We start from the raw sequence: 16732 nt of genomic DNA, 5'->3' as shown, positions 1-16732 counted from the left end.
CAGATGATTCCCTAAGGAAGTCACTGTATCTTTCAACAGAGCAGATAATGAAGAAATGGACTTCACCAATTCAACATTGGGCGAGTACTTTAGCTCAACTTAGTATTTTATTTGAAGGAAGATTTGAAGTTTAAAATTAAGCTTGTACAACTTTTAATAATCATGAATAGTATTACTATTTTTGCAAATAATAACTATATAAAAAGTTACACTAACCCATTATTAGTATTGCCTTGAAAAATAAAAATTACTACTGACAATAAAATCCAGTAGTAATTTCCAATTAAAAAAAGCCCGTCTTTATTTAATTACACAAACTTATGCATATTCTCGAGCATGATGTTTTTCTGGTTTATATTCTGGTGCATGTGAATCACTTGCTTTCGTTCTTAAACTTGCTACACCAATAACTATATTGTTTAAACCTGATAGTATTTGTCTTAAGGGAGTTATTAAGCCTTGTTTTCCAGCATCAAAATTTATTAATTTTGCTACTCTCTTATATAATGCAGCCATATCTCCAGTATTTTCACCTCTAACACCACATAACTCTTCCTCTATCGCTAATAATACCTCTTCGACCATACTTCTAGCATTAGTTATTGCTCCATATAAATCTTCTTCTGCTATTTTTTTATTACATTTTTCTACCTGCTCTATTAAAAACTCTGATGAAAGTATTTTTAATTCTTCTTTTTTAACAACTATTGTATTGTTTTGTGTGCTTAATAACTGATATTTTCCTGGTATAGAACTTGGTATAATATTATATCCTTCAGTATTAAGAACATTATTTACATATTTTAAAATTTCTTCAACAGATTTATCACAATCAACATACTTTATAGGCGCTAACAATTCATTTATTAAATCAACAACTCTACCATTACTGACTATTTCTCTTATTTTCTGCTCGGCATATATACCTTGTCGGAAAACCTTTCCCATACACATCTTCAAATCCTAACTCTCCAAAAAATTCTATTAAATTAGGTCCACTTAAATATGGGGCTGGTCCTTCATCACCACATAATATTTTCCCTAATTTTTTGTATGTTATATTTCTCAATTCCATAATCTAAAAATCCCCTCCTGCACCAGCTAATATCCTATATTTTCCAAAAATTAATTCTATTAATAAAATTTTTTATAATAAAAGTGCACTAGCGACATTATACTTTATCTCCCTAAGTCTATAAATCAAATTTTTCCTCTAACAATATCTAGTATTATATGTCCATTAATTCTATAACTATATTTTGCCTGCAACTCTATGGTTAACTGTTCATTATACTTAACTACCAAACCTCCAGCTACTAAGCTAACTGTTTTTTTATCAGCAATTAAATTATCAAAATATATTTTGACCCTATCCAACCACCCAAACTCTTGAGGGTTTAAATTTTTATATACTTGTCCAATCAATACCTCAATATTAGCATTTCTATCTTCCTTAAATCTAATATGTGCCTGTCCATAATTATCTAAATAGAATTCTTTTATATCTCCATACACGCCTATTTGTGCACCAATATCGCTATCTGATTCACTATATCTTCTACTCATCCTACCTTTATTTCCCTCTATTTCAGAATCTTTTCCTGAAACTATTCTTCCACCTCTAATAACATACTTTTCTTCATCAGTTCCAGTCGTATCTTTTCTTTTCTTTGTCCCATTTGATGTCTTTTTCTTTTTCTCTCCTTGTGGTGTATTTAAATCCTTATATAAATTGCGTACATAATCATTTATTTGTCCTTCTGTATAAACACCATTAATTGATGTTTTTGTTCCTATACTACCTTTATAATTTTCATTTCTATATTGACAATCTTCAATATGTTTTTCATTAGTAGCTTTAAAAAATATCGTTTTCCCACCATCCTTTGGATTATGAGCTAAATACAACGGAGCTTTACAGTCTTCTCCAGGACAAAACATTTTGCCTTCTAATTTCTCAGCTTGTTTTTCATTCATATGTTCTATATTCATAATCCTAGTACCACTTTCATCAATTATCTTAGCTTCTATGTACTTCATAATTACACCACCTTTTTACATAATATTGTTTTAGTTTTATTTTATCACCTAATTTTACATAAAACAACTAAATGTGCTGGTAATGTAATAAGTTCTGAGTAACCATAGTTTATCTACCTATAAAGATACAAAAATAAAATTATGTAACTATATAGATAGATAAATTATCAAACTTATATGCTGTATAAAACAATTAAGTCGTCGTTTAATATCTCTCCTATTTACCGTCATTGACAATACTAACTTTCTACTTATAACGTTTATCTTATATGCTGTCTATATGCTAGTACCCACCGAAACTTTAGTTTTCCAAACAACTTCCACACTTTTGTATGGTAGCATCCACCTTACATAGTACCACTAAAGAGAGGTATAGTGTTTTTTTACTATAGCTGATTTTATGATTTGGCTTACATCACCTACTAGAATTATTTATAGTAGCTCTAGTACTTAGCTATTAACCTATTCCTGATCAACGGCATAGGAAATAAACCCTTGCATATGCCCCCTTTGATATCATTTAATCGCAGTAAATGTATCTCCTAGTGAGGTACTCAAAGATTTATTAACAATATTTAATTGTTACTTGAGAAGCTATTTGCGTAGATCCTTTTTGTTACTTCATTTTAATATGATTACTACTAAATTGTTCTAATATATTAAACTTGTCAATATCATTCTTTATATCACTGCTCAGTATATTAATGTAGTTTTCTGTTATCTGCAAATTGCTGTGCCCTAAAATCTTTTGTAACGCAACTACACTTACTCCATATATAATCCACTTTTTAGCAAATGTATATCTGTATCTATGAATACAAGTTTTATTAATACCTCTACTATAGTTATACTTACTTAAAGCCTCGCTGATAGTATTTTTATAATAATCTTATTTAATGGAATTATAAGAGGTTTTCTGTTCTTAGTAACATTTATATAAACAACCCCATTGTCAAAATCTAAGTCTTTTATCTTTACATTTATAAAACTATTTAGTCTTACTCCTGTGGATAATAAAAAATTTATCAATACCCAATTTTTATATTCACTAAAACTGCATACCCTTGTATCATGTTTTCTAAGAAGTTTCTGTAGCTATCCGTCTGTATAAGTCTCAACTGGTTTTTTATTAACTTTAGTTAACTGTATTTTAAATGTTGGTATATAGTCACATCTCATAAAGTAATACATTAACGTTTTTAGTTCTCTAAGATAAGTATGTAATATTACATCATTTATCTTAAGATTTTCTTTACAGTTAATTACAAACTTATCTAGTGTGTCTTTAGCCAATTCCTCTAGTGGCGTACTACTATCAATAAATTTATATATAGTGTTAATACTCTCTTTATAGCGCTTTATTGTTGCTGATCTCAAGTTTCTTACTTTACAATTATCAATGTACTCCTCAAATCCCATAGCAAATGTCATTGTATTGCTCTTATTCATTGATAACTTTTTTCTCATATATATTCCTTTCTGTGCAAAAAAATAGCACACGTCATTTAGATATTTTCTAAAATAACGTGTACTATATAATTAACTTGAAATTTTCTTATCTAAGAGCAATATTCTATTTATTCATTGCCTCTTCTATAGCAACAGCTACTGCAACAGTTGCTCCAACCATTGGGTTGTTACCCATTCCTATAAGTCCCATCATCTCAACGTGAGCTGGAACTGATGAAGAACCTGCAAATTGAGCATCTGAGTGCATTCTTCCCATAGTATCAGTCATACCATAAGAAGCTGGACCTGCAGCCATGTTATCTGGGTGAAGGGTTCTTCCAGTACCACCACCTGATGCAACTGAGAAGTACTTCTTACCTTGCTCAACACATTCTTTCTTATATGTTCCAGCAACTGGATGTTGGAATCTTGTTGGGTTTGTTGAGTTTCCTGTTATAGAAACGTCAACTCCCTCATGATGCATTATAGCAACACCTTCTCTAACATCATCAGAACCATAACATTTAACCTTAGCTCTTGCTCCGTTTGAGTATGGAGTTTCCTTAACTATTTCAAGATTTCCAGTGTAGTAGTCAAACTTAGTTTGAACATAAGTAAATCCATTAATTCTTGATATTATCATTGCAGCATCTTTTCCAAGACCACTTAATATAACTCTTAATGGCTCTTTTCTTACTTTGTTTGCTTTTTCAGCTATTTTTATAGCTCCTTCAGCAGCTGCGAAAGATTCATGTCCTGCAAGGAATGCAAAACACTTAGTTTCTTCTCTTAAAAGCATAGCTCCTAAGTTTCCGTGTCCTATACCAACTTTTCTGTCATCTGCAACTGATCCTGGTATACAGAAAGCTTGAAGACCTTCTCCTATAACCTCAGCAGCATCTGCAGCCTTTACACAATCCTTCTTTATTGCTATTGCAGCTCCTAATATATAAGCCCAACAAGCGTTCTCAAAACATATTGTTTGAGTACTCTTTACTATATTATAAACATCTATACCCTTTTCTTCACATATAGTTCTAGCCTCTTCAATTGAAGCCATTCCATATTTTTCTAAAACAGGTGTAATTTGATCTATTCTTCTTTCAAAACTCTCAAATAATGCCATGTTAGCTTCCTCCTTACAAATAATTATTCATGTCTTGGGTCTACAGTTTTAACAGCCTCATCAAATCTTCCGTATTGACCAGTTGCTTTTTCCATAGCTTCATTAGCTTCCATTCCCTTGCCTATGAATTCCATCATTTTTCCAAGGTGAACGAATTTATATCCTATTATTTGGTCATCAGCATCTAAAGCTACTTTTGTTATGTAACCTTCTGCCATTTCTAAGTATCTTGGTCCTTTAGCTAAAGTTCCGTACATAGTACCAACTTGGCTTCTTAAACCCTTTCCTAAGTCCTCAAGTCCTGCTCCTATAGGTAGTCCACCTTCAGAGAATGCAGTTTGAGTTCTTCCGTATACTATTTGTAAGAAAAGCTCTCTCATTGCTGTGTTTATAGCATCACAGACTAAGTCTGTGTTTAAAGCTTCTAATATTGTTTTTCCTGGTAATATTTCAGATGCCATTGCAGCTGAGTGAGTCATACCAGAACATCCTATAGTTTCAACTAACGCTTCTTGGATTATTCCATCCTTTACGTTTAGAGTTAACTTACAGGCTCCTTGTTGAGGTGCACACCAGCCTACTCCGTGAGTTAAACCTGATATATCCTTTACTTCTTTAGATTGTACCCATTTTCCCTCTTGAGGAATTGGTGCTGATCCATGATTTGGTCCTTTTGCGATAGAACACATGTTTGAAACTTCAGTACTGTAAATCATGTTTAATTCTCCTCCCTATATAACTATATGGTTTATTACCAAATACCTTTAATTATCATCCCATGTACATACAAGGGATACTTTTTGTCCCATATGGGCAAAAATTAACCTAACACCATTTATTTTAGCAAATATCCCCTACAGTAACAATATCTTTTTCATATTTTTTATTAAAATCAGCGTTTTTTTTAATATATGTATTAATTAAACCTTTACTTTAAGGAAAATAACATATAATCAACTATAACCATAATACAATATTAAATTTATTTTTTGTAGTGTTATAGTACAAACTTTTAGCTTGGCTAATTTTTCTTAAATTTATCTTGAATTTTTTAAATTACCATGATATAATTACAAATGTAGCAAGCCGGAGTGATGGAATTGGCAGACGTAGCGGACTCAAAATCCGCCGGGCTAACACCCGTACGGGTTCAAGTCCCGTCTTCGGCACCATAAAAAAGAACTTTGAATTAATTTTCAAAGTTCTTTTTTTATGTCTTCTAATATAGAACATAAATCTAACTAAAATCAAATAATACTGTTTTTAAATTAATTTATATATAATTTAATCCCTATCGTTTTATAACCATACATGCCTATCACCCATAACACCAATGAATAAAGATTCCTTCTATACTATTTAATTATTACCTTCTACTGTACTTCCATTAGTGGAATAACAATATATAAAATAAAAAAACACCTAGATTAACCCAAGTGTTGGTGTTTAATTTTATTCAATTAATAATTTGGGTCAATTCTAATCTAATGTTTATTATAATTTTTCTTTAATTTGAATGCTAGCTTATTCCTAATTGTCTATTTACAGCTTTATTAGTTCTAGTTGAAGCTTCTAGTATCTTTTTATAAAGAATTTTATCAGCAAATCCTTTTTTTGAATATTTCTTTTCATAATACTCAAATGGTAAGTTTGAATGATTACTATCCAAATAATCTGCTAACTGTCTATCCTTCATTAATTTCCTAGCTTGCATTCTATATTGGTTTCTTAATTTATGAGCTTGAAAAGCCTGTTCTTTTATAGGTAGCGAACTATCTATTTTCTTAACAATGTTTTTATCTTTAGAGTTATACCATATTCTAACCTCTAAATTACTTAATGTGCCTATCAACTTCTCATATTTTTCAAAATTAGTGTCTTCTAACACCTCCTAAAAATTTTTTTAATATTATTTCCAAATTCAATTATACACTAATTCAGAAAATTTATCAACTCATAATTATTATTTATAACTAATAAGTGACCATTCTACATTTGTATAGAAAATTTAAATAGATTTTTATTTGTTTATTTTAAATTTCTATACAAGCATTAACTTACTACCTTAATTGTTTTTTTATGTTATAATTACCACTGTTCTTGAACGGAAAACATTAATTGATTTTTATACGTAATGATAAAAGATTTATAAATCTACAAAAAAACTTGATAGGAGGAATTGTTAAATAAACTTATATATTTAGCAATGATGACACAATGATATATGTTTCAATAATTTCAGCGATTATATTAATAGTACTTCTTATGTTCTTAAAATACAAAGAAGTAAGCTTTTCAAAAATAGTATGTGTGGCACTAGTATTAGGTTTCGTATTTGGATTAATCTTCAAAGATAATGCATCTATATTAAAACCTGTTGGTTCTGTATATATTAGTTTAATAAAAATGGTAGCAATACCTTTAGTATTTGTATCTATAATAAATTCTTTCATGAAGTTAGAGGGGGTTAAACAATTAAAAACTATTGGTATTAAAACAATTGGATTTTATTTAGGTACAACAGCCATAGCTGTTGTAGTAGGAATGATAGTTGCAAAAGTTATGTATGTTGGACAAGGTTTTATAACTACTCCTGTTACTGATTTTAAACTTAAGGAAATTCCTAGTCTAAGTGATATTGTGATGAATATAATACCTAGTAACCCAATAGCTGCTTTAGCTAATGGTAATATGATGTCAATTATATTCTTTGCTATAATGGTTTCTGTAGCAGCTATAATAGAAGAAAGCAGAAGAGAAAATTCCACTAAATCATTTAGTGAATTTATGCAGTCTTTTGGTAGAATAATGGTTAGAATGACTGAACTTGTCTTATCATTAACACCTTATGGTGTATTTGCATTAATAGCAGGTCTATCTTCTCAAAATGGATTAGATACTTTGCTTCCTTTAATAAGCTTTATCATAGCAGTATATATAGGATGTATTCTTCAAATAGGTATTGTTCATTCTATATTGATTAAGGTTATAGCTAAAATAAATCCATTTAGATTCTTTAAATCTGTATATCCAGCTCAAGTAGTTTCATTCACTACATGTAGTAGCTTAGGTACACTACCTGTTACTATAAAGTGTTTAACTAACAGAACTAAAGTTTCTGAAAAAATAACTAGCTTTGTTGCACCACTTGGTACTTCTATGGGTATGAATGGATGTGGCGGAGTATATCAAGGAATTCTTTGTATATTCGCGGCAAATGCTTTTGGTGTGAATTTAGGAATAAGCCAATATATATCTATAATTCTTGCTGCTACAATAGCATCTATTGGACTAGCTGGTGTTCCTGGTTCAGTATTTATTGCATCTACAACGGTTTTATCATCTGCTGGATTACCTGTAGAAGCTTTAGGTATGGTACTTGGAGTAGATATAGTTATAGACATGATAAGAACCATGACAAACGTTACAGGTTCATCTGTTGTAGCGTTAATAGTTGGTAGTTTAGAAAAAGAGTTTGATAAAGATAGGTTTAACAGTGAACCTTTCGAAGATATTAAATAATATATATTTTCAGGGCGCTCATAACATGAGTGCCCCTTTAATTTAAATTTACTTTCTACTATTCACGAGTTCATCATACTCGTTAAGTAGCTTGTCTAACTTTTGACTTAACTCAACTAGCTCCTTATCAGTAAGCTTTTGTTTCTCACTCATTAAGTCATACATTAAAGTTCTAACTTCTTCTATTTTTTTTAATATAAGTTGTGTTTTCAACATAATCTCCCTCCTTTCTTTTTCAACTATAGCAAAAGAGGGAAGATTTTTAATTTTCAAAAACAAACAAAATATAAATTTAGTATATTTTATTTAACACTTACTTGTTACTTTTATTGTTTTTAAAACTTATATTTATCATACAAGTACTAACTTTGTATAACTTATAATGTTTAATGCATATTACTTACTAAGATATAAAATTAATTTTTAATTGAACTTTTATGTTATTTGAATTTAATTACTATTGTTTGTGTGTATTTATACAATGTTTTTTATACAAAATAATAATATTACCTTAAATTTCTGTTTATTTTTTGTGAAAATTCTCATTTCATTATATAATATTCCATAATAATATATTTTTACAAATTAATATATTATGTTTAAGTTTAATATAATATATTAAAATTGTTTTATAGAAAGGATTCAACATGGAAATTTACATTTATATAACTTACTCTGATTGGTGTAATGATACCCCTTCAGAAACATTAGATGGCACAGTTAACTTTTTAAGAAACGGAATTGTATCCATTGACACTTTATGCGATCATAAACCCTTTAGACAAATACTATCTTTCGACAAGATATTTGCAATAGTATACAAATTACCTTCAGGTTTTTTAACTTATAGCAAAGAAATCAATATATACGAGAATTTTAACTCCTGGGTTAATTCTAATCCCGAGGAATCTTTAGAAGGATATATTTGTGAAGATGAATGTAGTGATAAGCATATAAGTTTTATTACAACAGATGGTTATAAGCAAATTATTTCTCTCAGTAGCATATTTTCTATAACCTACGAAAGGTAGATGTGAATGAATTTAAAAGATTGTAATTTTAAGTTTCTTTATAGGAAATGGAAAGATAATTCAGGTCCTTTTGAATGTTTTATAAGAAGTGGTCCTTTTGTTTCTCTTCAAACCTATGATAATTTTCATATAAATACTTGTATTAATAAAGACCTATATAAAAAACATAAATCTACTATTTCTAAAATTTTAGATATTGACTTAACGTCTACTTTTTTAATATTAGATATTCCTTTAGACATTGGACTAGAAATTGGGTATGTTCTAAACAACATGTTTAAAATTAAACCTATACTAAATTTGAACTTTTTATTTCATCCTTATGGTTTGGTTGGAAATAAAACTTCCATAGAATCTTTGATTAAATGCGGATTAAATTTAGATTCAATATGTCCAAGTGCTTACGTATTATTACTTGATTATAATAGATATGATGATTTTCCTAAAAATCTTTATAAAGTAAGACTCAATAATCAGTATGAATTAACCCTTGATGATTTACCCCATAGCTCAACTTTAAAAGAGCTTAATTATTCAAAGGTTGTTATCTTTACAATGAATAAAATTAAGGAAGATATTTCTTACTATTTGAATACTATAAATAAAGATTTAAATACTTTTATATTAGAGGTGATTTAGTTTGCAAAACTTTAAAAGCGTACTTAAAGAAAATAAAAAGAAAGCTTTATCCATAGCTGTAGCTACTGCTCTTGTAGTTTCTAGCCCATTAACTCTAACTGCATGTAATAATCATAATAATCCAGATGAAGAGGAAGAAGAATCTTCTGAAGGAGGTTCTCATTCTTCTGGTGGATGGTGGTTTTTTGGAAATAGATCTTCATTTGCTCCAAAAACATCTATAGATGGAAACCCCTCTAATGGTAAATCTAATACATCAATAGATAGTGGTTCCTCTAGCGGTAAATCTGGCACTTCATCAGATAGTTCTTCTGGTGGCAAATCTAGTTATTCAGGTGCTAAAGGAGGAAGTTCCTCTAGCTAATTAATATATGAAAAGGACGGTAATATGAAAGATCAAAAAAATTTTACTGAAGATGGATTATTTAATAATTATATAGTAAGTAGTTCCTATGAGAATTTGGTTCACTGCCAAATTCCATTTTTTATTGATAGTAATTTTTATAGTGAAATCTTATTCTATTCTGAGGAAATAAATAAATTATGTTTAAAGGTTTTAGATGAGATAACTTCATCACATAAAGATCTTTTAAACTATATTGATAATTTCTCTTATAAAGACAATATATTCAACTTAAAATGTCCTTTATCTCCAATGTTTTGGACACGGTTTGATACTTTTAGAGAAGATAATGATAAAATCTTCTTTAGTGAATTTAATTATGATAAACCTTGTGCACAAAAGGAAATTTCACTTAGTGGAAAATTGGATTTTGAAAATAATATTAATAAAAACTTTGAAAAAACTTTTATTAGTAAGCTCACAGAAATTTGTGATAATTTAAAATCTTATAATGTGGCTGTATTAATAGATCCTTGCCATTATGAAGAGCTTTATTTAGCCTATTATTTTAAGCATTTATTTATAAACTCTAATATTAATATAATCCAAGTTGGCCCTCAAAATCTATGTGTAAAAAATGATTCTGTATATGCTTTTAATGATATAAAAATTAATATAATTTTAAGGTTATTTCCTACTGAATATTTTGAAGAGATAGATACTATCCATGATATCCTTAAATGTTTTGATGAAGGTAATGTATCAATTATTAATGATCCTAGAGTAGTTGCTATACAAGCTAAAAGTTTTTTTGCTTATCTTTGGGATTTAGTAAATAGTGATTCTATACTACTTTCTAACCGAGAAAAAAACATTATAAAACAGTGTATTCCCTATACCTTTATATTTAAAGCATCTAATTATAATGAGGTTTTAAAAAATAAAGATAAATATGTTCTTAAACCTTCATTTGGAAGATATAGTGATAATGTTTATATAGGTTCTTTCTTTAACTATGAAGAATGGAATAATATACTTATCTCTACCTTAAAGAGCAATAGAATCTATATAGTACAAGATCTAATTAATATAAAAAAAGAATACACCTATGCACCAAGTGACAATAATATGAACATACCTTCAATTGCCTATGGTAATTTTGGCGCTTATTTGATAGATAAAAGTTTAGAAGGTATTTGTATTAGATGGAGTAATACCCTTTTAACTAATAATGATACAACTTGGATGTGTCCTATTGGAATTAAATATTATCCTTTAGCCTTAGAAAAACATGAATTTCTCAATAGAAAATTTGTTTTAGATAAGGTAACTGAACGATCCTCATTTGAGTATAATTTTACTGGTTCATATACCAATATTAATGAATATATTTCTTTAAATAGTATGATCATAGATAAAAAACTCTATAATGATTTATATTATTGTAGTTCTATGTTTTGTAAGATTTTAAGAAAAACTTCAAAACTTGTATCAGATAATTTCAATGTTTTTTATGAACTTTTAGGAATACCAAGTAATATTAAAGATTTAGTTCTTAATTCTCATACTAATGTACTTTGTGCACTAGGTAGAATAGATTTTGCCTTAGATAATAACGGAGTTTTGAAAATTTTAGAATTCAACTCTGAAACACCTGCTGGTGTAGTTGAAAGCATTGGTATAAACAAAATAATTAAGGAAGAACTTAATATTTCTTATTGTGATCCAAATAACAATCTTAGAGATAAGATTAAAAATGTATTTTACAAGATTTTAAAAGATTTTTCTTCTAATATTAATATTAAGAACATAGGATTTTTATCAACAAGCTACTATGAGGATGTTTTTACCACCTCTATACTTAGTGATATTTGTAGTGAACTTCAAGATTTCAATATTATAGTTGGAAACATATATGATTTACAAATTGAAAATGATAAAGTATATCTTTATGGTACGGAACTTCAAGCTATTTATAGGCATTTTCCATTAGATTGGATTTCATATGATGAAGAGCTTATAGATTTAATAAATCTTTTAAATAGAAAAACTTTTGTTATAAACCCAACCCATACTTTAATAACCCAATCAAAAGCTTTTCTTGCTGTAATATATGAGCTTATTGGTAAGAATTTTTATGATAGTGTTGAGGAAGATTTTATAGAAAAGCATATTCCTTATACTTGCTTAGAACCTAATAATATTCTTTCGAGAGATTGTCTTATTAAGCCATATCTTTCTAGAGAAGGTGGTGGAATTGTATTAAGTTATGAAGGAATAAGAAAAAATGTTGATAATGTTATATTTCAAGACAGGGTTAATACTCTGCCATTCTATATGGATAGATATTCAACCATAGGTTATAAAAAACTTTTTCAATTTCCTGTTATGGGTGTATTTATAGCAGATGATGAACCCTGTGGGATATTTACTAGAATGGGTGATTTCATAACTAATGAATCTGCAATTTTTATTTCAACATATGTTAGACACGTGAAATAAAATAATAAGGCAAAGATGTAATGTATATTTTGAGTCATATTGACTTATTATTTTTGTGAATGTGCCTTAAATAGTTTTTTATAAATTATGTTTACATTATCTCTTATTTGATTATAATAAATCTATGTAGAGAGGTGATTTTATGAAAGGCAATAAACGTTCTGGTTTAAGTAAACTATTAATATTTCTAGGTTTTTTATTTGTAATTATTTTAGCTTTAGTTATAACATATTATAGTTCTTTCTATCCTAAAACAGATGTGAAACAATTAAATTCTACTATTGTTATAGATAAAGGTTACATGATAAAAAAATTTTTACCTGATAAATTTAATTTATCATTAAAAGAGATTTTTGTTGAATCAGATGCATCTTTCAACCAAGATGAAATAACAGATTTCTTTATACTAGCATTTAATGAGATACCAGAACTCAAGGAAAATGTTACAGGTTTAAAAGCAAAAATAGAAAATGATACTATAAATCTATATATAAATTTTAAATATAAAGGTCTTCCTGTTGAATCTAAATTGATTTTCACAGGAGAAAGTATAGATGGTAAAGGAGTATTTCATTATAAAGAAGGAAATGTAGGATTCTTAAATATATCTAAAGACCGTATATTCTCCAACCTTCAAGATACATCTATAGTTCAATTTGATAAAGATAATGGAAATGTAATTTTATCCTTTGAAGGTATTAAACAGCTTGATATTAAAGATGTTACAATAAAAGACAATGAAATTAGCTTTGTTTTTAGAGGAACTTTAAAATTCTATAATTTTTCATTTAAATAAAAAAATGAGGTCTAAGCACCAACACTACTGGTTGTTTTCCAGATAGTTTGCTGACGCTTATACCTTATTTTATTAAATTTTAAAATCCTTTGGATTATATTCCTTAGCCTTTGGTTCCCCAAATGCGGCTTTTACACTTTCAGCTTGTGGGTTATGATTTACATGTTTATTGCATTCCTTTTTCTTGTTTCTCATTTTATTTGGCATATTATTTTCACTCTCCTTCTATAATCAAACAAATATTTTTTATTATAGATTACTATTTTATCTATGAAATTTATATCTTAAAAATAGGGTTTACTTTATAGATTTTATTATGCTAAAGAAAGTATGCCTTGGTTGAGATTTTTCACCATATCCGTAATTACATTAATTGTTTTCCAAACTTATTAGGAAATTCTTTTATAATCCCATCTGAAATTAAATCTGAAAACATTATGATATGATCATAATCATCGTCATATGCTTTAATATCCCTTTCCCATTGTCCATTTATCCTTGAATTTATTTGATTACAAACCAAATTTAAATGCTTATTTAATATTTCTTCAAGTAAATCTATTTTCCATAATTCATTTATTCCATATAAAAATCTAGCTATTTTTTCTGAATTTTCATTTTTTAGTTTATTGATTTGCTCTACATCTTTGTTGTTATTATTTTTAGTTTCATGCAAAATTTTTGATGTTATATAAATTTGTTCTTTTAGAAGTTCTGATAGTTTATTGCTATTATAATTTCCATAATAAGGTTTAAAAGATGCTGCTATTTTTTCTTGATTTTGTATCAATTTTTCTAAAATTAAGGATTCATCTTCTGTTTCATTTGCTACGCTTAATACATATTCTCTTAAATATCTTGAATAGTCCGACCACATTTTTCTTTCCTCTATTCTGAAATTAATAGCTTTACTATTTTTCAATTCTTTAAAAATTAAGGCTTGTGTAACTTGAGTATTTCCTAAGAAAAAAACTATGGTTATAAAACCAATTATTTTAAATAGATACTTATTTTTCTTCATAAGTTTACTCCTTTAAAAAAATTCACAAAATTATTTTTTACATATTTTTTATATTTTATTCTGTAAAAATTTGCATTTAACTTTTATAAGGTAATTTTTTTAAATGTACCTTATATACTGAGTTTTCTGCAAAAGACTTATTTTATTATCTAATGATGTATAATTTGACATATAAGATAAATAACAAATCAGCGTTATAGTATCATGCTGACTTGCTATTTATTTTAATTTGCCTTAATAATTACTTTAATTGAAAAGGAGATAGAATTTTGAATAAAAGAAACGGAATATTATATATAGTACTTGCTTCTTTCTTATTTGCAACCATGAATTTATTTGCTAAATTAGCTACTGATTGTACACCTTATCAAAAGACATTTGTATCTAATGCAGTTGCAACACTAGTAGTATGTATTATAATTTTCAGAAAAAAACAATCTTTTTTTGGTAAAAAAGAAAACAGGAAATATCTCATTGTAAGAGGAGTAATGGGAACTTTATCAATCTTAACACTTTACTATTCCATGGAAACATTACTCTTAGCTGATGCAACAATACTTACAAAACTTAGTCCATTTTTTACAATAATTTTTTCTTTCTTATTTTTAAAAGAAAAAATCACAAAAAAACAACTTTCTTTTTTAGTAATAGGATTCTTAGGTAGTTTATTTGTAATAAAACCTGAATTTACTTCATCTATTATCCCGGCTTTATTTGGAGTAATTTCAGCTTTATGTGCAGGACTAGCCTATACAATGATAAGAGTTTTAGGTAATAAAGAAGACTTTTTTACCGTAATTCTTTCTTTTACTGGTATTGCAACCATAACCATGTTTCCATCTTTGTTTATAAACAATAATATAGATCTAATTAATATGTTGTATCTATTGGGAGCAGGTTTATGTTTCACCTTAGGACAAGTTTTTTTAACACTTGCATATAAGAATGCTCCTGCTTCAGAGATATCTATGTTTGATTATATTGGACTTTTATTTGCGGCTCTATATGGATTTATGTTATTTAGTGAAATTCCAGATTATTTATCTATTATTGGATATGTAATCATAATAGGTATTTCTATAATAAATATACTTATGGGTAAAAAATCAAGTTAGACACATGAAAAAAACTCGTATCACAATTAGGTGGTATGAGTTTTTTCTTTTAATTAGTATTTTTTTATTTGTTATAGCAAATACTTTTATTATATAGAAGTTTCAAAAGTTAATATTAATTTAGGAGGCATTAACGTATGAAAAAATTTGTTTGTACAGTATGTGGATATATCCATAAAGGAGATGCTCCACCAGAGGTCTGTCCTGTTTGTAAAGTAGGTGCTGATAAATTTAAGGAATTAGGTGATGACCTTCAATGGGCTGATGAACATCATATAGGTATTGCTAAAGATATTGATCCTGAACTTATTGAAGGATTAAGAGCTAACTTCATTGGAGAGTGTACTGAAGTTGGTATGTATTTAGCTATGGCTCGTCAAGCCGATAGAGAAGGATACCCTGAAGTTTCCGAAGCTTACACTAGAATAGCCTATGAAGAAGCCGTTCATGCATCTAAGTTTGCAGAAATTTTAGGTGAAGTTGTAGTTGCTGATACAAAAGCTAACCTATCTGCAAGAGTTGAAGCTGAATATGGAGCTTGCGATGGAAAGAAAAAACTTGCTGGTTTAGCTAAAAAACATAATATAGATGCTATACATGACACTGTTCATGAAATGTGTAAAGATGAAGCAAGACATGGAAGAGCATTTAAGGGATTATTAGATAGATATTTCAAATAAGATTTGGAGGTAATTAATTATGAATTCAATTATCTGTGGTGTTAGTAATTGTTCCCATAATAAATCAAATGTTTGTTATTCAAACCGTGTAAATATAGGTGGAGAAGGTTCTAACAATAGTTGTGATACATGTTGTGGCTCTTTCCTAGATGAAAAAAATTATGGAAGCTTAACTAATAATACTAATGGTGATTCTCAATGTGATTGTCTAGTATGTAAAGTTGAAAGTTGTACTCATAATAGTAACTGCCTATGTGCACTAAATTCTATTGAGGTTGCTGGAAATGGTGCAAGATTATATAGTGAAACTAATTGTGCTAGCTTTTCTTCTAAGTAAAAATAGTTGAAAATTGAAAGTGGAGAGTTTAGAGTAAAGGACCTATAGGCCCCCTAATTAGAATGGACAATGTTTACTCAAACAAAGTAAAATAGTTTTAAGATGATTAGGAGGTCTAAGGGATGGAGAAA

General features: G+C 28.2%; 19 protein-coding genes, 1 tRNA gene and 2 pseudogenes. 11 read left to right on the top strand and 11 right to left on the bottom strand.

Going from position 1 to position 16732, the window contains the following annotated elements; translation table 11 throughout:
• Positions 1-134 (top strand): annotated as a pseudogene (locus tag BM119_RS19670) (IS256 family transposase); the annotation flags it as partial.
• Between the two features lie 184 nt (positions 135-318).
• On the opposite strand, the gene BM119_RS17895 reads toward BM119_RS19670, so the two are convergent.
• From BM119_RS17895 to BM119_RS17875, 7 genes and pseudogenes are all read right to left on the bottom strand, one after another.
• A complete protein-coding gene (locus BM119_RS17895; RefSeq protein WP_177199490.1) occupies positions 319-948 on the bottom strand; it encodes an abortive infection family protein in 630 nt (209 codons plus the stop codon).
• Positions 887-1075, bottom strand: coding sequence for a hypothetical protein (locus BM119_RS19665; protein ID WP_143087353.1), 189 nt, complete (start codon positions 1073-1075; stop codon positions 887-889). The genes BM119_RS17895 and BM119_RS19665 overlap by 62 nt, the downstream gene beginning before the upstream one ends.
• Positions 1076-1200: 125 nt before the next feature.
• Positions 1201-2040 (bottom strand): hypothetical protein, encoded by an 840-nt coding sequence (locus BM119_RS17890; protein ID WP_090043078.1) that lies wholly within the window; start codon positions 2038-2040, stop codon positions 1201-1203.
• A gap of 616 nt (positions 2041-2656) precedes the next feature.
• Positions 2657-3069: pseudogene (locus tag BM119_RS20320) on the bottom strand (tyrosine-type recombinase/integrase).
• Positions 3070-3135: 66 nt separating this feature from the next.
• The gene (locus BM119_RS20315) at positions 3136-3507 is read right to left on the bottom strand and encodes a phage integrase SAM-like domain-containing protein (RefSeq protein ID WP_242948463.1); all 372 of its coding nucleotides are present in this window, start codon (positions 3505-3507) and stop codon (positions 3136-3138) included.
• A 106-nt stretch (positions 3508-3613) separates the two neighbouring features.
• The gene (locus tag BM119_RS17880) at positions 3614-4615 is read right to left on the bottom strand and encodes a GGGtGRT protein (RefSeq protein WP_090043077.1); all 1002 of its coding nucleotides are present in this window, start codon (positions 4613-4615) and stop codon (positions 3614-3616) included.
• Positions 4616-4638: 23 nt separating this feature from the next.
• The gene (locus BM119_RS17875) at positions 4639-5331 is read right to left on the bottom strand and encodes an iron-sulfur cluster assembly scaffold protein (RefSeq protein ID WP_090043076.1); all 693 of its coding nucleotides are present in this window, start codon (positions 5329-5331) and stop codon (positions 4639-4641) included.
• Between the two features lie 369 nt (positions 5332-5700).
• Between BM119_RS17875 and BM119_RS17870 the strand changes: the two genes are divergently transcribed.
• Positions 5701-5787, top strand: a tRNA-Leu gene (locus BM119_RS17870).
• Positions 5788-6134: 347 nt separating this feature from the next.
• On the opposite strand, the gene BM119_RS20310 is transcribed toward BM119_RS17870, so the two are convergent.
• A complete protein-coding gene (locus BM119_RS20310) occupies positions 6135-6467 on the bottom strand; it encodes a hypothetical protein (protein WP_242948462.1) in 333 nt (110 codons plus the stop codon).
• Positions 6468-6832: 365 nt separating this feature from the next.
• On the opposite strand from BM119_RS20310, the gene BM119_RS17860 reads away from it, so the two are divergent.
• Positions 6833-8137 carry a dicarboxylate/amino acid:cation symporter gene (locus BM119_RS17860; protein ID WP_090043075.1) on the top strand — a complete coding sequence of 435 codons (1305 nt, stop codon included), beginning with the start codon at positions 6833-6835 and terminating at the stop codon, positions 8135-8137.
• 48 nt (positions 8138-8185) lie between these two features.
• Here BM119_RS17860 and BM119_RS17855 read toward each other — a convergent pair whose 3' ends face one another.
• Positions 8186-8353: an aspartyl-phosphate phosphatase Spo0E family protein gene (locus tag BM119_RS17855; RefSeq protein ID WP_090043074.1), complete on the bottom strand. Its 168-nt coding sequence runs from the start codon at positions 8351-8353 to the stop codon at positions 8186-8188.
• A gap of 431 nt (positions 8354-8784) precedes the next feature.
• Here BM119_RS17855 and BM119_RS17850 point away from each other — a divergent pair, with 431 nt between their 5' ends.
• The 5 genes from BM119_RS17850 (at position 8785) to BM119_RS17830 (ending at position 13448) form a co-directional block, all read left to right on the top strand.
• Positions 8785-9168 carry a hypothetical protein gene (locus BM119_RS17850; RefSeq protein ID WP_090043073.1) on the top strand — a complete coding sequence of 128 codons (384 nt, stop codon included), beginning with the start codon at positions 8785-8787 and terminating at the stop codon, positions 9166-9168.
• A 6-nt stretch (positions 9169-9174) separates the two neighbouring features.
• Entirely contained in the window at positions 9175-9807 is a 633-nt protein-coding gene (locus BM119_RS17845; protein WP_090043072.1) for a hypothetical protein, read from the top strand.
• A 1-nt stretch (position 9808) separates the two neighbouring features.
• A complete protein-coding gene (locus BM119_RS17840) occupies positions 9809-10171 on the top strand; it encodes a hypothetical protein (protein WP_090043071.1) in 363 nt (120 codons plus the stop codon).
• A gap of 24 nt (positions 10172-10195) precedes the next feature.
• The gene (locus BM119_RS17835) at positions 10196-12652 is read left to right on the top strand and encodes a glutathionylspermidine synthase family protein (protein ID WP_090043070.1); all 2457 of its coding nucleotides are present in this window, start codon (positions 10196-10198) and stop codon (positions 12650-12652) included.
• Between the two features lie 142 nt (positions 12653-12794).
• Positions 12795-13448: a hypothetical protein gene (locus BM119_RS17830; RefSeq protein WP_090043069.1), complete on the top strand. Its 654-nt coding sequence runs from the start codon at positions 12795-12797 to the stop codon at positions 13446-13448.
• 72 nt (positions 13449-13520) lie between these two features.
• Here BM119_RS17830 and BM119_RS20470 read toward each other — a convergent pair whose 3' ends face one another.
• Positions 13521-13643: a CPC_1213 family protein gene (locus BM119_RS20470; protein ID WP_278336805.1), complete on the bottom strand. Its 123-nt coding sequence runs from the start codon at positions 13641-13643 to the stop codon at positions 13521-13523.
• Between the two features lie 169 nt (positions 13644-13812).
• Positions 13813-14469: a hypothetical protein gene (locus BM119_RS17825; protein ID WP_090043068.1), complete on the bottom strand. Its 657-nt coding sequence runs from the start codon at positions 14467-14469 to the stop codon at positions 13813-13815.
• Between the two features lie 266 nt (positions 14470-14735).
• Here BM119_RS17825 and BM119_RS17820 point away from each other — a divergent pair, with 266 nt between their 5' ends.
• From BM119_RS17820 to BM119_RS17810, 3 genes are all read left to right on the top strand, one after another.
• Complete coding sequence (locus BM119_RS17820) at positions 14736-15584, top strand: DMT family transporter (RefSeq protein WP_177199491.1); 849 nt, start codon at positions 14736-14738, stop codon at positions 15582-15584.
• A gap of 137 nt (positions 15585-15721) precedes the next feature.
• Positions 15722-16264, top strand: coding sequence for an NADH peroxidase (locus tag BM119_RS17815; RefSeq protein ID WP_090043066.1), 543 nt, complete (start codon positions 15722-15724; stop codon positions 16262-16264).
• A gap of 19 nt (positions 16265-16283) precedes the next feature.
• On the top strand, positions 16284-16601 hold the full coding sequence (locus BM119_RS17810; protein ID WP_090043065.1) for a DUF1540 domain-containing protein: 318 nt from the start codon (positions 16284-16286) through the stop codon (positions 16599-16601).
• Positions 16602-16732: the final 131 nt, after the last annotated feature.

Origin of the sequence: Clostridium frigidicarnis, assembly GCF_900111985.1 — a bacterium.
Taxonomy (GTDB): Bacteria; Bacillota; Clostridia; order Clostridiales; family Clostridiaceae; genus Clostridium_Z; species Clostridium_Z frigidicarnis.
The sequence above is the reverse complement of the archived record's forward strand: the minus strand, read 5'-3'. Positions and strand labels throughout refer to the sequence as shown.